The organism is Pseudoalteromonas sp. AS84 (assembly GCF_038900255.1).
In the GTDB taxonomy this organism is placed as follows: Bacteria; Pseudomonadota; Gammaproteobacteria; order Enterobacterales; family Alteromonadaceae; genus Pseudoalteromonas.
This window is the reverse complement of record NZ_JBBMQY010000002.1, coordinates 271,062-285,994: the sequence shown is the minus strand read 5'-3', so window position 1 is coordinate 285,994 and position 14,933 is coordinate 271,062. Positions and strand designations below refer to the sequence as shown.

Annotated in this window: 11 protein-coding genes; 5 read left to right on the top strand and 6 right to left on the bottom strand. The window is 38.9% G+C overall.

The features are described from left to right. Window positions 1-13: 13 nt before the first annotated feature. The 4 genes from WNY79_RS03675 to WNY79_RS03660 all read right to left on the bottom strand — a co-directional run bounded on the left by WNY79_RS03675 (window position 14) and on the right by WNY79_RS03660 (window position 6,686). The gene (locus WNY79_RS03675; protein WP_342875162.1) at window positions 14-1,456 is read right to left on the bottom strand and encodes a sulfatase-like hydrolase/transferase; all 1,443 of its coding nucleotides are present in this window, start codon (window positions 1,454-1,456) and stop codon (window positions 14-16) included. A 69-nt stretch (window positions 1,457-1,525) separates the two neighbouring features. Further along, on the bottom strand, window positions 1,526-3,049 hold the full coding sequence (locus WNY79_RS03670; RefSeq protein WP_342875161.1) for a sulfatase-like hydrolase/transferase: 1,524 nt from the start codon (window positions 3,047-3,049) through the stop codon (window positions 1,526-1,528). 246 nt (window positions 3,050-3,295) lie between these two features. Beyond that, window positions 3,296-4,186: a family 16 glycosylhydrolase gene (locus tag WNY79_RS03665; RefSeq protein ID WP_342875160.1), complete on the bottom strand. Its 891-nt coding sequence runs from the start codon at window positions 4,184-4,186 to the stop codon at window positions 3,296-3,298. 73 nt (window positions 4,187-4,259) lie between these two features. Continuing rightward, the gene (locus tag WNY79_RS03660; RefSeq protein ID WP_342875159.1) at window positions 4,260-6,686 is read right to left on the bottom strand and encodes a glycoside hydrolase family 42; all 2,427 of its coding nucleotides are present in this window, start codon (window positions 6,684-6,686) and stop codon (window positions 4,260-4,262) included. Between the two features lie 473 nt (window positions 6,687-7,159). Here WNY79_RS03660 and WNY79_RS03655 point away from each other — a divergent pair, with 473 nt between their 5' ends. Next, entirely contained in the window at window positions 7,160-8,650 is a 1,491-nt protein-coding gene (locus WNY79_RS03655; RefSeq protein WP_342875158.1) for a SulP family inorganic anion transporter, read from the top strand. 10 nt (window positions 8,651-8,660) lie between these two features. Further along, window positions 8,661-9,512 carry a universal stress protein gene (locus WNY79_RS03650; protein ID WP_342875157.1) on the top strand — a complete coding sequence of 284 codons (852 nt, stop codon included), beginning with the start codon at window positions 8,661-8,663 and terminating at the stop codon, window positions 9,510-9,512. A gap of 104 nt (window positions 9,513-9,616) precedes the next feature. Here WNY79_RS03650 and WNY79_RS03645 read toward each other — a convergent pair whose 3' ends face one another. Beyond that, a complete protein-coding gene (locus tag WNY79_RS03645; protein ID WP_342875156.1) occupies window positions 9,617-10,510 on the bottom strand; it encodes a LysR family transcriptional regulator in 894 nt (297 codons plus the stop codon). Between the two features lie 115 nt (window positions 10,511-10,625). On the opposite strand from WNY79_RS03645, the gene WNY79_RS03640 reads away from it, so the two are divergent. The 3 genes from WNY79_RS03640 to WNY79_RS03630 all read left to right on the top strand — a co-directional run bounded on the left by WNY79_RS03640 (window position 10,626) and on the right by WNY79_RS03630 (window position 12,361). Next, a complete protein-coding gene (locus tag WNY79_RS03640; protein WP_342875155.1) occupies window positions 10,626-11,249 on the top strand; it encodes a glutathione S-transferase in 624 nt (207 codons plus the stop codon). A gap of 534 nt (window positions 11,250-11,783) precedes the next feature. Continuing rightward, a complete protein-coding gene (locus tag WNY79_RS03635) occupies window positions 11,784-11,954 on the top strand; it encodes a hypothetical protein (RefSeq protein ID WP_007375222.1) in 171 nt (56 codons plus the stop codon). Then, complete coding sequence (locus WNY79_RS03630; RefSeq protein WP_024607825.1) at window positions 11,954-12,361, top strand: type II toxin-antitoxin system death-on-curing family toxin; 408 nt, start codon at window positions 11,954-11,956, stop codon at window positions 12,359-12,361. Before WNY79_RS03635 ends, WNY79_RS03630 begins: the two co-directional genes overlap by 1 nt. An 87-nt stretch (window positions 12,362-12,448) precedes the next feature. On the opposite strand, the gene WNY79_RS03625 is transcribed toward WNY79_RS03630, so the two are convergent. Then, window positions 12,449-14,578, bottom strand: a complete 2,130-nt coding sequence (locus WNY79_RS03625; RefSeq protein WP_342875154.1) for a pyridoxamine 5'-phosphate oxidase family protein — start codon at window positions 14,576-14,578, stop codon at window positions 12,449-12,451. Window positions 14,579-14,933 lie beyond the last annotated feature (355 nt).

Genomic DNA, 14,933 nt, shown 5'->3' with positions numbered 1-14,933 from the left:
AATTTGATAAAAATTATTTAGTTGTTTTAAACGTTTTATCGAATCGTGGCATGGCATCTAATCGCCAGTTCGCACCTTCAGCTGTTTCGTGAAACCATTTTGGCTGTTGGTTATCCCAGCTCCATTTTTCCATTTCGCGAACCATGTCCGTCAAAAGCGCTTTGTTAGATTTACTTACATCGTATTTTTCAGAAATATCGTTTTCGATATTAAATAACTGCCATGGTTGCTGGTTAACTTTTAATGCTTTCCATTGGTTCATACGAATTGCAGCATCGCTGTAACCTTTACGGTGGCGAAGTGCATAAATAGGCTCATCTTTATGTGGGTTTTCATTTTTAATAAATGCAGGCCACATATTTGTACCATCTAAATATTGGTTTTCTTCAACTTTAGCGCCCGCTAAAGCTGCAAATGTTGGATATAAGTCAAGTGCCGATACAGGATGTGAAAAACGTTTACCAGCTGGTACATGTTTAGGCCAATGAAACAACATAGGAACTCTAAAGCCTCCTTCTTGTGTACTGCCCTTACCTGCTTTGAGCGGGAAGTTATTAGCGCCTTTACTTAATTTGCCACCGTTATCACTCATAAATACGATAAGCGTATTATCATACTGATTATTTTTTTTCAGGGTTTCTACTAGTTTACCCACGCCGCGGTCAACTGCGTAAACCATACCTGCGTATGTTTTACGGTCTTTATTTTTTATATCAGGAAACATCGCCATATCTTCGTCTTTAGCTTGCAATGGCGTATGCGGTGCGTTGTAAGCTAAATATAAAAAGAATGGATTTGTTTTATCTGCTGCTTTGTCTACAAAATTAACGGCTTCGCGCGAGAGTGCATCTGTAATATATTCAGTCTCTTTGACCTCTTTACCGTTATGCTCAAGCGGTGTTAGGTATTCAAAAATATTTTTTAAACCTTGTGATTTTTGCTTTTCATACATTGGCTGATATTGGTCAGGAAAATAATTATGCCCACCGCCTAAAAATCCATAGTATTCATCAAAACCACGTTGGTTAGGATGATACTGCGGCGCATCGCCTAAGTGCCACTTACCGAGAGCGCCAGTAAAGTAGTTATTTTCGTTTAGTAATTTACTAATAAATTTAGCGTCAGTAGGCACGCCTACGTTTGAGCCGCGTGTCGGTAAATTAAATTGCGAGCCAATTTTATGTGGATAACGACCTGTCATTAATGCCGCTCGGCTTGGGCCACAAAACGGGTGCGCGACGTAAGCGTCTGAAAAGGAAGTACCCGATTTAGCTAGATCATCAATATTTGGGGTAATAATATCCTTAGAGCCATTAAAACCAACATCTGCATAACCTAGGTCATCTGCAACAATAAGAATAATATTGGGTTTTTGTTCACTTGCGTGTATGCCCTCAGAGCCAATTAATAAGGCAAGCGATGATAAAGCGCTCAATAATTTTGTGTGTGTTTTCATAGTGCCAATCTCAATTTTGATAATAAAAAATAGCAGGCCAATTAAGGCCCACCAAAGGGCATTACTCGGCTATAAAAAAGCTTTCATATGATGATTAAATTTAGTTAACGATGGGTCTTCAATACGATTTAACTCTCCCGCCATTTTATGCACTAAATCTGTAAGCTGTTTTTTGTATTTAGGATTATCTATTTGGTTTGTGATTTCGTACGGATCATTCTTTAAGTCGTATAATTCATCGCGGCTGTCGCCCGGATTCCATACAAATTTCATTTCAGGGGTACGTATAGCTCTAATACCAAACCATCCGCCGTTGTACCATTCGTAGGCATATAACGAAATATCGTCTTTACCGGCATCGGCACTATCGCCTTGTTTCATTAATGGTAAAAGTGAACGCCCGTCTTCGTCGCCATCAAGTGGGAGTGTCATCCACTGGCGAAGTGTTGGCGCTATGTCGAGCATAGACACTTGGCGGTTAATTATTTTAGGCTCAAGGCTAGGGTCACGAATAATGAGTGGCATACGCATTAATTCGTCATACGCATAAGGGCCTTTGTCATAAAGGTTATGCTCGCCTAGCATACTGCCTTGGTCGCCTACTAAAATAATGTGTAGGTCGTCATATAAACCTTCTTCTTTAGCCGTATTAATAAGCTCGCCAACTGCATGGTCAATCATGGCAATGGCACCATAGTAAAAACTATGTGCTTTACGCCAATCGGTTTCAGTCATGTGGCTTACATCGTGCCAAGGCCACCAAATATCATCTTGCGCCATTGGTTTGTTTTTGCGTTCTATGCCAAAGTTTTTAGGGAGTTTTATATCTTTGTAGTCGTACATGCTGGCGTAAGGCTCTGGTACTCGGTACGGTGGATGAGGCTGCTCAAAGCTTACAATACCAAAAAATGGTTTGTCTGATTTAGCCGCATTTTGCAGCATTAACTTGCCTTCGTTTACTTCTTTAGCCGTTACTGTATCGGCATATGTACCCGCAAGTGTTTTGTAATAATCGTGTTTTTCACCATTTTTATCGCGCTCTCCGGCATTCATTCGAGTCACATTTTTTTGAGTACCATAAGGCGTAAAAGGACGGCCATTACGCTCTTCATCTTTATCGTGACCCCACATAAAGTTTGCACCGCGCAGTGCTGGACCTTGTGCGCCTAGGTGCCATTTACCTACATAACTTACGTCGTAACCTACGCTTGTTGCACGTTTAATTACGCTGCCTTCACTAAGTGATAACTCCGAAAGGCGAGAATGATAAAGCCCCACGTTATCGTCAAGCCCCGTTTTATGTCCCCAGCGCCCTGTAAACATAGCCGCGCGCGAAGGAGAACATAAGCCAGTAGATGTCATCGCTTGATCAAAACGTGTCCCTTCGTTTGCTAATGCGTCAATGTTTGGCGTTGAAACTGGGCCATTACGATAAGAAAACGTATCAAAGCGCATATCATCAAACAATAAAATAAGCACATTTGGCTTTTTGGCTTCAGAGTTTTTCAGCTCTGCATCTTTTGCATATAAATTAGGGGCAAATAATGTGCAGCACCCTAACAGCATTACCATTTTTATTTTAAATAAGTTCATGTGTGTGTCCTTTTAAACAACTGGAAATTGCTACGTCAGTGTTTTAGCAATCAGCCTATACTTTATTATAAAAGTGTCAAATTGATTTTAATAATATAAACATATGATGTTTGTATTGGCAACAAATAAATTTAAATTTGGCTAGTCTTTATACTTAAAATTCGTACAAATGCAAATAACAAACACGTGTATTATCATCTACATAAAAGGTATTAAATGCTTTATTAGAATTGACTGTAAGGCTTTCTATTGCTTTAACCATGTTCTCACGTAATCAACTTCCATTGATGTTGGAAAACCTTGTGTAGACTGATTATCTGAAGGGTAAAATTGATTACATTTCCATTGTGTATGCGGTGCGCGTAAACCCTGTGACAATGTTAAGTTCATCTCTCGATGCCAGTACAAATTCTTTTTATAGCCAACCTGAACATTATCTACATACCATGTAATGTCGTCTTTGGTTACATTAACCCCATAAGTATGAAAGTCTTTACTGGGATCAAATGGTAAGTGATAGCTATTATGGTTTGTTTCTGGAGAGCTACCAGGTCGCATCCACTTTGGTGCGCCACCTTTTATAACAATATTATGTAGGTCGTGGTCCGACTCCTGAAGCGTCTGTTTTTGAGTTAACTCAACTACATCTATTTCACTATATTGCACATCGCCTTCATTCGTTAAAGTACGATCTATTTTGCTGTACATCCAAAATGCAGGTGACACTCCCGGAAATTTATCCGCACCCTTTATACGTGCCTCATAATATCCGTAACTCCCTGTTGCCCTAGATTTAGCAACTCCCGAAGTGTAAAACAATCTATAATTAGGCACTTTTGTTTTATTGCAGCCATCCCAAAACGTTCTTAAATGCGTTTCTCGTTTAGTGGTTAGTTTTAATATGCCTTCAGAAACACTGGCATTTTCATCTGTCCAAGACCAAACACCATAGTTTTCTGTTTGAAAATTCCATTTTTCAGCATCTTTAATATCAAACTCATCTGAGCGTTCAGTTTGTAAAACCCAATTTTCGCCTGGTTGCGCAATATGAGGCATCGGTTGCGCATTAATTCCTGCACTACCAAATATTAAGCTCAACGATATTGCTATTAGTTTAACCTTATTATTTGTTTTCATTTGCTATCCACAACTTAATGTATCGTGTTAATTGAAAAGCGAGCACATAGGTATGTACTCGCTAAAAAACTATTTATTGAGCTGCAACTTCAACAAGCAAGACACCCTCAGAAGGAATATCAAAGCTGGTGTTCATTTTACTGCTCGTCATTAAGTTTTTAATATGAATAGATTTACCATTTTTAAGCGACAGGTCAACGGTTGCTGTTGTGTGGCCTAAATTTAAAATATTAACCAGGTAACTACCATTGTCTTGCTTAACAGTACGCCATGTTGTGGTTTTAAATGACTCACCATTATCTACTTTTACAACAACATCAGGCGTACTACCCGAAACCTCTGCAAGTGCAGTTTTTTTAATAGCTTCAACATCGGCCCCTTTTGGCATAACAATAAGCTTACCTTTACTGGCAACTAACTTAGCCTTACGCGGATGCCCGTACTCGTCTAAAGACAAGCTTTGCGCTGAGTCTAAAATAACGGTACCGCCTTTGTTTAAATACCCTTGAAGCGCTTTAAATTCTTCATCTGTAACAAAGTTATTGCGATAAACCAGTATTGCATCCCAGTTGTTATTGTCTTGCTTTTCGATTACATTCTTTGTGGCAAAGCCAAGTGGAAAACCTTCAAAAAATAAATTTTCGTAAAGTTTGTAGCCCTTTGTCATATAGTCGTTTGTATTAATTGCTGTTGTTTCAGAGTAAAACAAACGAAGTGGACGACGCTGCTCTCTAAGCTCAACAATTTCCTCAGAAAAACTATTAAGATCAAACATTACTTGGGTAACTTCGTTAGTTACATGTGGCTGCATATTGTTAGAACCCGCAAATGCACCGCCAAGACCTGGGTCAAAAAAGTCCAGGTCGCCTTCTAAACGATCCTCTGGTGAGCCATCTGGGTCACGTGCCCAAAACCAGCCCATATTGGCGTCCATTCCAAGTAAAGTTGCAAGCCAATAAACACTACGTACATAACTTGTACGTGAGTCTAAATCACGCCACTGACCCGATGATAAAAAGTGAGATTCTGAATTTACATTAATTTTATTAGGTGCTACTGACTCCATAAAGTCATGAAACATTGCAACTATACCCCAATTATAAGCATATTTTTCAATCCACTTAGATGACTTACCTGGACGAATATTTTCGCTACCAAACGACTTAGCATCGTGCCCTACCATAGTTGTTAATTCAGCTAGTGCTTCGGTATCAATTCCTCCAGAGCGTGAATCGTCCATAAACATGCGCGGCATAATTTTTATATGGGTATCGGCGTCTTCATTTACAGAATGCAGTTCGTTTTGAACGTAAGTAAACCAGTCGGTGCTTCTGTCCATATTGTAACGCGTCCAGTCGTACCACTTAGCCTCGCCTTTAATCGCAGGATCAATCGGTATCTCAATAGCTACATCTGCAAACTGGCTAAAATGCGTTCCCCAGTTTTCATTTAGCTCGTTAATATCACCTTGGTACTTTTTATCTAACCAGCTTCTAAACTTGTTTAATGTGTATGAAGAAATACTGGTCATTTCTTGGAATTTTTGTGTCCAGTGGCCTTTTTCGGCGTACCAATGCGGCTCGTTAGCTAATACAAACCCTACTTCAGTTACTTTTTTACCTTTGGTGAGTTCACCCGTTTTACGAATTATCTTACCCCATACTTCACGGGCTAATGGGTTATCAATGTCAAACCCTGTAAATAACGAGCGGCCTTTTCTAACTTCTGGCTCTTGCTCTTCAACCCACTTTGGAATACCCATTAACCAATAAACCAAAAAACCAATGTTGGTATCAGGAATACGCGTTAGCTCTTTCATTAACTCTTCGTCAAAGGTGCCATCTTCACGCACTAAGAATGAATTAATAGCACGGTCGTGATCGACAGGATATAAATCTTCACCACCATGATAAAGCGCGCCTAAATGATCGTTATAAACATCTTTATTAGTAAGCGGCTGCCCAACCGTTTTTGAAAAATAGTCATATAAAAATATTGGCTTACCATTACTTACAAACATATTGTCTTGTGCTTTAGTATTTTGCCAATCAACTTTATTTACAGGGCGGCGTTTAATTTCGCCTGCAAGCTCTTTAGATAAATCGTTTATACCTTTATCTAAAATTTGAATTACTTTTATACGCTCAAAATCAGGAAGATCTTTTGCTAACTGCTCTTTTGTGTCTGCGTAGTAACGTTCATAGCTAAACAACTTAACAACAGCGTCGTAATTGTTTTCATCCCAGTTAGCAAACTTTAAAAACTGTTCTGCAAACCACACTACGCTTTCTTCACGCGTCACATCAATCTGTTTTGTTTGAGCCTGTTCCATCAGCTTTTTAAGTTTACTGATTTTTAAAAGAGCAGATTGCTCGTAACTATTTTGAGAAGCGCTTAGTGTTTCTGTACTATCAACTTTAGCTACGCTTTCTTGCTGCGAGCACGCTGTTGTAAGTAGAAATAAGGGGGCTAGTGTGAAGCCTAATAGATGTTGTCTCATATTTTTCTCCCGTTGAGGTCGTTATGTGTTAACAGGTTTTTGCAGTGCTGTTATTATTTAATATCGACAACATACATCATATGTTTGTATTTGTAAGCTGTTTTAGTTATTTGAAACAAATTTATTTGCTGAAATAATAAATTTTGTTGCATCCGTTTAAGCATGACTAGATAAATAGTTAGAAATAAAAAATTTAACTACTACAACTTATCGTAAATAACACATAGCATCCTATAAATTGGTTTATCTATAAATTTTATGCTAATTTCGCGGCGTAAAGTATCTATATATAATTTATACAAATCACTAAAAAGGATCCTGTTTCTTGAAACTTACGCCGCCCTAAGTTAATGCCCTCTTTCATTTATTTACACATTATGTGTAATCAAATATCGCCGCCTGCGCGAGAATCATTGTTATTTAAATAAAATATTCCCCTATACTTTGGGAAACTAACTAATTAGGTTATTTACATGTTTGATCACGTAAAAAGAGATTGGCTCTCTAATGTTCGTGGCGATGTGCTTGCTGGTATTGTTGTGGCGCTTGCCCTAATACCTGAGGCTATTGCCTTTTCTATTATTGCCGGTGTTGATCCAAAAGTGGGTTTGTACGCCTCATTTTGTATCGCCGTTATTATTGCCTTTGTAGGCGGGCGCCCAGGCATGATATCGGCGGCTACCGGTGCAATGGCACTGTTAATGGTGACGCTAGTTAAAGATCATGGTCTGGAATACTTACTTGTTGCCACCTTGCTTACCGGCGTAATACAAATATTTGCAGGCTTTTTAAAGCTCGGTGAGTTAATGCGATTTGTATCGCGCTCTGTTGTTACTGGGTTTGTAAACGCACTGGCTATTTTAATATTTATGGCGCAGTTACCTGAGCTTACCAATGTTACTTGGCATGTTTATGCGATGACCGCAGCGGGCTTAGGTATTATTTACTTATTCCCGTACATTCCAACTATTGGCAAAATACTTCCCTCTCCTTTAGTGTGTATTGTTGTTATTACGCTGGTTTCACTGTTTTTAGGGCTTGATATAAGAACCGTTGGCGACATGGGCGAACTGCCAGACACCCTACCTATATTTTTATGGCCCGATGTACCGCTAACACTAGAAACGCTGCAAATTGTTTTACCATATTCGATTGGTCTTGCGGTTGTGGGCTTACTTGAATCAATGATGACCGCCACTATTGTTGATGACTTAACCGATACCACAAGCGATCGTAATAAAGAGTGTAAAGGTCAAGGTATTGCCAATATTGGCGCAGGTTTATTTGGTGGTATGGCAGGTTGCGCCATGATTGGACAATCAATTATTAACGTTAAATCGGGTGGTCGCGGCAGGCTTTCTACCTTTATTGCAGGTTCATTTTTAATCATCATGGTGGTGTTTTTAGATGAATGGCTACGGTTAATTCCTATGGCGGCCTTAGTTGCAGTAATGATTATGGTGTCGATTGGTACATTCTCTTGGACATCAGTTAAAGATTTAAAGAAGAATCCGCTTTCATCAAACGTAGTGATGATTTCCACCGTTATTGTGGTAGTTGCCACGCATAATCTAGCCATTGGTGTTTTAGTTGGCGTATTGCTAGCTACGTTGTTTTTTGCGAACAAAATTGGTCGTTTTATGGTGGTTAAAGCTAACCATGATGAAAGCAACGATCAAATAACCTATGAAGTAGTTGGCCAGGTATTTTTTGCCTCAGCGGAGCAATTTATTGCATCGTTCGATTTTAAAAATGCGGTTTCTAACGTGGTAATTGATTTAACCCATGCTCACTTTTGGGATATCACCGGTGTATCGTCTCTCGATAAGGTGGTTATTAAGTTTAGGCGTGAAGGCGCAACAGTTAATATTATTGGTATGAATAGCGCAACCGAAACCGTAATTGATAAATTTGGTGTGCATAACAACCCTGAAGAAGTCGAAAAACTACTTGGCGGACATTAAGGAGAATGTAATGACTAAAATAATTACTTATGTAGATGGCTCAGCCATTACTAAAAATGTAACCGATGCTGCTATTTGGGCTTCAAAAAAGCTCAATAAACCCATTAGTTTTGTGCATACAATTGAAAAAACGCAGCAAACGAATGTTGGCGATTACTCTGGCAGTATTGGGCTTGGTGCACAGTCAACACTTCTTGATGAAATGACTAAGCTTGACGAACAACGCTGCCAAGTAAGTTTAAAAATGGCTGACGAATTATTAAACTCGGTAAGTGATCACGCTAAATCGGCAGGTATTACTAACTTTGAATTAATTAAGCGCCACGGTGATTTGCTCGATACCGTTATAGACTTAAAAGACGACACACGCCTTATTGTTATTGGGCAAAATGGTGCGGGACATAGTAATAGCTTTGCAGTGCTGGGCTCACACATAGAAACCTTAGTACGCAATGCTACTCAGCCTATATTGCTTATTCCTGAAACATTTAAACAACCTAAATCATTTATGATTGCGTACGATGGCCGTGAAACAGCCGACAAAGCACTGCAACAAGTGATTGATGGCGGATTGCTACATGGCTTGCATTGTCATTTGGTGAGTATCAAAAATAACGAAAAAGACCTCGAAGAAAAGTTTATTAATGCGCAGCATAAACTTCTCAGTATGGGGTTTGAAGTATCAGCAAGCTTTTTAGAAGGCAATATTTTTGACTCGCTAATGCAATACAAAGAGCAAAATAATGTAGAGTTAATTGTAATGGGTGCGTTTGGGCACTCTAAACTAAGGCAGTTTTTTGTGGGTAGTAACACCATTAAAATGCTCGAAAACAGCGATGTGCCAGTGGTTATTTTAAAGTAAATTTAATAGCCTATACAAAAAGCCTAAAATCACTTAATTGATTTTAGGCTTTTTGTTTTTGGCTTAAGTTGGGTTTTAAATTTAAAGTAAGATTTAGAGTGGCTTTACTTTTTAGCTTCAAACTTTTCAAATAAAAACTGAATAAACGACGTAACCTTTTGAGCAACAAACTTCCTATGCGGATAAATAGCAAATAAACCAAACTCAAAGGTTTTATAATCCGGCATAACCTGCACAAGCTTACCCGATGCAATATCGCCTCTCACCACTATTTCAGGAATTAACCCAATACCACCACCCGCTACAACCACCTCTTTTACAGCTTGTGGATTATTAACTGATACTCGCGAGTTTACATTTGCCGTTAATGCCTCGCCACTAGGTGAAACTAGAGGCCAATGGCGACCTATTTTAAAATTGCTATCAATCACCGTGGCGTGTTGTTCAAGCTCGTTAACACTCGCTGGTGCACCAAAACGCTGAATATAATCGGCTGATGCACATAAAATTAAGGGGTAACTGGTAATTTGCCTCGCAATTAAATTAGAGTCAGACACACTGCCAATTCTAATTGCTAAATCAACCCCCTCTTCAAGCAAATCAATTGTTTTGTCTGAAAGCACTAAATCAATACTTAAATCAGGGTATCGGCTCAGTAATTCAGGCATTAACGGCGCAAGGTTTGATTCGCCAAACGACACCGGCGCACTCACCCGAAGCTTGCCGCTGGCAAGGGCTGTTTGACCCGATAAGTTATCGAGCATTTCGCTATAGCTTTCAATTACCGGCACTACGCTTGCGTAATAACTTTGCCCCGCCTCGGTAATCGAGATTCTGCGCGTGGAACGATTAAATAATCTAACCCCTAAGTCTTGCTCTACAATGCCCACATATTTACTAACCAGCGCCTTTGAAAGCCCTAGTCTGTCGCCTGCGGCTGTAAAAGAGCCTGTTTCAACAACCGCGATGATTGTTTTAATGCCAATAATAGTATCCATGATTGTCAATATAGCATTGACATTTATTCCTTACTAGCTCGGTTTTTCAAAACTGATAATAGTGAAAGAATAGCGTTATTAAAAATCACTATTCAAATTAAAAACAGGACAACCCATGAGCAACTTAACGCTATATCGTTTTACTTTATCTGGTCATTCTCATCGTGCAGAGCTATTTACATCGCTTTTAAAGCTTGATGTAAATATGGTTGATGTGGCACTGCAAGACGGCGCACAAAAGCACGATGACTTTCTAAAAATGAATATTTTTGGACAAGTACCGGTGCTTAAAAACAACGACGACATTATTAACGATTCAAACGCTATTTTAGTGTACTTAGCACAAAAATTTGATGCTAACAGAACCTGGTACCCTGAAGATGTTACTGCTCAAGCGCACATTCAGCGCTGGTTGAGTGTTGCTGCAGGACTTGTGGCTTCAGGTCCGTGTTCGGCGCGTTTAGTCACTGTATTTGGCGCACAGCTTGATCATCAAAACGCGATAAACATTGCCTACACATTATTCAAAACAATGGATGCATACTTGCAAAATCGCGAATACTTAGTAGGTACTCAACCAACTATTGCCGACATTGCTAACTTTTCGTACATAGCACACGCACCGGAGGGCGGCGTATCGCTTGAGCAATACCCAAATATTTTAAGATGGTTAAACAACGTTCGTAAACTTGACGGTTTTATAGCAATGCCTGAAACAAAAGCGGGTTTGCTGGCTTAGTTTTAAGTTATTAATACTGTTTTAAAAGAGGCTATTAAGCCTCTTTTTTGTGCTTGTTTAAGCGAAATCTGAAATTTAGTGTAAGTGAATAGGCCGACATTTTGACTGGCAGACAACTATTAATTCAATTAGTTGATACAAATCTATGCGAATAATTCTGTGAGAAATTTCATGTGAAAATAAGGGGAATTCTTTCTGAAAGAGCAGTTAGAAGATATCTAAAATTTGGCGGTAGGAATAAATATGGGGGAGCACTCAGACCTTCGCGAAATGTATGGCGGTGTCACAATGCCTGAAACAAAAATAGGTTTACTTGCCCAGTGATAAAAGCTTGCTACTGTTTTAAAAGAAGTCATCGTGCTTTTTTTTATAAGTTTCAAATGTACTATTTACATGTTTAAAAACTTAGAGATTATTTCATAAGCTCATTTTTTAATTAATTTTCGCTGTTAGAGTTATTCTACAATCTTGCCATGTTCTCTTTCATAATATAGATGTATACTCAACTTAATACGTTATCAAGAGGTGATTGTGATGAATAAAAAAGTAGAAGCTTACGGCGTTTCAGCAGTTGCTAGACCTAAGATTAAAGCAACTAAAATTTTAGATTTATCTGGGGAATCAGGTAAGCAAATTGTAAAATCTGAAGCTAAACTAGCTATAAGAACGCACAGAAAAACATTTACTAAATTGGCTCATATGTAATGGAAATAATTTGCTTTCCATTTGAAAGGGTTATTGAAATTAATGCTTTTATTTTAGAAAGTGAACCCGGTATGAAAGGTTCTGTCGACATTCCTAAATTACAGGGTGCTTTAGGGCGAATAGATAATGCAATTATCTATGATGGATTGGATGATGTATTTGAAATAGCAGCTAAATATACAGCAAGTATAGCTATAGCTCATGCATTACCTGACGCAAATAAAAGAACAGGGCTAGTTGTTGGTCTAGAGTATTTGTCATTAAATGAATACGAATTAATTAGCGATAACGATTTAATAGCTGATGCTGTAAAAGATTTAGTTATCGGCGAAATTAGTGAAAATGATTTTGCTGATGTATTGTATGCACAGTATTTTCAAGAAAACCCTACCAATAAAAATACATAATCGGATAGCTAAATAGGCATTAACTAAGACAGTATTAATTCCATTTTGGGCTTCGCAAATTTTTTACACCTCAAGTGCAATTTTAACCTACAGCTCTAAATCAAGCTCCTCAATGCCTTTAGCAGGTACGGCGCAGCAAATTAGCGCCAGCCCCGGCTCTACTGGGTAACTTACGTTATTGCGATAAACCACAGAGCCTGCATTTATTTTTACAGCGCAACTGCCGCAGCTGCCGTTTCGACAACCAAACTCAGGCTCTAAACCATGGGCTTCGGCTACATTAAGTAACGTGTTATCGCCTTTATTCCAGCGCTGCTCAAAGCCCGATTTACTAAATTTAATTACAGTGTTGTCTGCTTCCTCAACACTAATCTCTTTGGTTTTATTAGGCGCTTCGTTTGTGTTAAGTACTTTGCGCTTAATACTGGAGGGTCCAAATGCTTCCGCAAATATGTTTTTGTCCTGCACACCGAGTAATAACAGCTCGTTATATACATGCTGCATAAATGCTTGCGGTCCACATAAAAAGAACTCGTAATCATCAAGTGGTAAATAATACCTAAACACATCCGCATTTATGCGCCCTTTTAAATCAAAGCTCTCGTCTTTTAAATTAAAGCCATTGCCTTGTTTTTCATCAAGCTCAGGCTGCGATAAAAGTGAGTAGTAATCAATTGCGCCGCCACTCGTATCTGCAAGTGTTTTTAGCTCGTCGTAAAAAGCACGCTGCTGGGTGTTTTTAGCACTGTGGAAAATATGCAGGGGGCGTGTATAGCGGGTTCTTAACCCTTCATTGGCAATGTGTTTAGCCATTGAAATCATAGGTGTAATGCCTATTCCGCCACCAATGAGTACCGCAGGCTTGGTACTAGTAGGGTCAATAAAAAACTGCCCTTGTGGGTATTTAGCTAAAATAACATCCCCTACGTTTACCTCATCATGAAAGTGGTTAGACACCTGGCCACTGAGTTCTTTTTTAATCGATAACCGATAAAATAGTTCATGAGGGCTCGATGACACGGTGTAGGTTCTAATAACAGGTTTGCTATTACTGTTATTGCTACTATTTTTACTTGGTATTTGTACGGTTAAGTGCTGCCCAGCTTTAAACGGTAACAAGGTTGTATTGTTATGCCCTTCTAAATAAAAGGAAGTAATTACATCACTTTCTTTCGTTATTTTGGTTACTTTTAAAGGCTGCCAAGTATGTTTTAGTTTTTCGGCTTGTTTGTTTTTATCAGCCTCAAGCCACGTGCCCGTCATTTTAGTGTTAGGGGAATAAGCATCAAATTTAGCACTAAACGGAAGTAAGTTTTTAAGCCACACTCCTTTAGTGAGGGTAAATTTCCAGCCTCGGTCTGCGCCAATAAAGCCTTCAAGCTCTGGGTGCCCGTCCCATAAAACTTCAACGCTGCCAGTAAGCATTAATACATTACCCGTGTCAAAATCAGGAAATAACAAACCTGCTTTTGGGTTTAATAAAAAGTTACCTAAGGTATTAAAAAAATTGTTACCTGCGTAATCAGGAATCGTTAATGTGTTGCCTTCGCGTTTTACAAAACCCGGCAACCCACCACGGTGAGAAACATCAACACCTTCAATTTCTGGGTTGTTTTTTGCGGTTATAAAACTTGAAACAAAAAATGTATCGGTGGTGTCAATTAACGCACTAGCTGCGTTATCAAGTGTATTAAATTCAACTTTTTGCAGTGCATTACTTTTAAGTAAAGGATCTTTATTAAACGTTAAGTCTCGCGTTTGTATATACTGCGGGCAATTTCCAAAGGATTGATCTACACTAAAACTCACCTGATTATCATTAATTACCTCACCTACGCGCACATTTAAACGGTTACGCCTACGCGTGTTTAGCTCAATGCCTAACAAACCAATTGGCGAGCCGGCAATATTTAACGTGTTATTTAAGGGGTCGTTTTTATCAACCGCGTGGGTCATTAATAATGATGTGGGTGTGGGTGAGCTTAAAAAGCCAGGCTGTCCTGAAACAATAGATACCCACGGATCAGCGTTTTCATCAACACTGCCAGCAACCACAAATGGTAACTGCTCAAAAAAGGCTTGATGTTGCTCTGGCATAAATGAGCGCACAGCACGTTTGCCAAATGTTGCCATTATTTCTCGTTTACCGAGTTTGTCTTGTATTGCCAGCTCGCCTTCATGAAAAGGGGAAGCATCTATTGAGTTTGTGTTAGTCATTTTGATCGTAATTCGTGTGCATATTTCATGGGTTAAATTTAACGCAATACACACTCAATGATAATGGGTGTTTTATTGACTGATAATGCACAAAACAATGACAATACTTGCACCCTCTTAGTGCCAGGCGCGCACCAACATATAACAAAATAGGTTTTATCCTCACTCTAAAAATATATTAAATACTATTTAAACAATAACTTAAAAAACTGGCTGTGTTTTTGCAAACATTCTATTAACAAGCCCGTTTTACTTACGGCAAAAATTTAGGTTGTGAGCACAATAGCTATTAGCAACCATCGGCAAAGAAGCCCGCACATAGTTATGCATATTGCGTATTTGTGGCGGGCTTTTT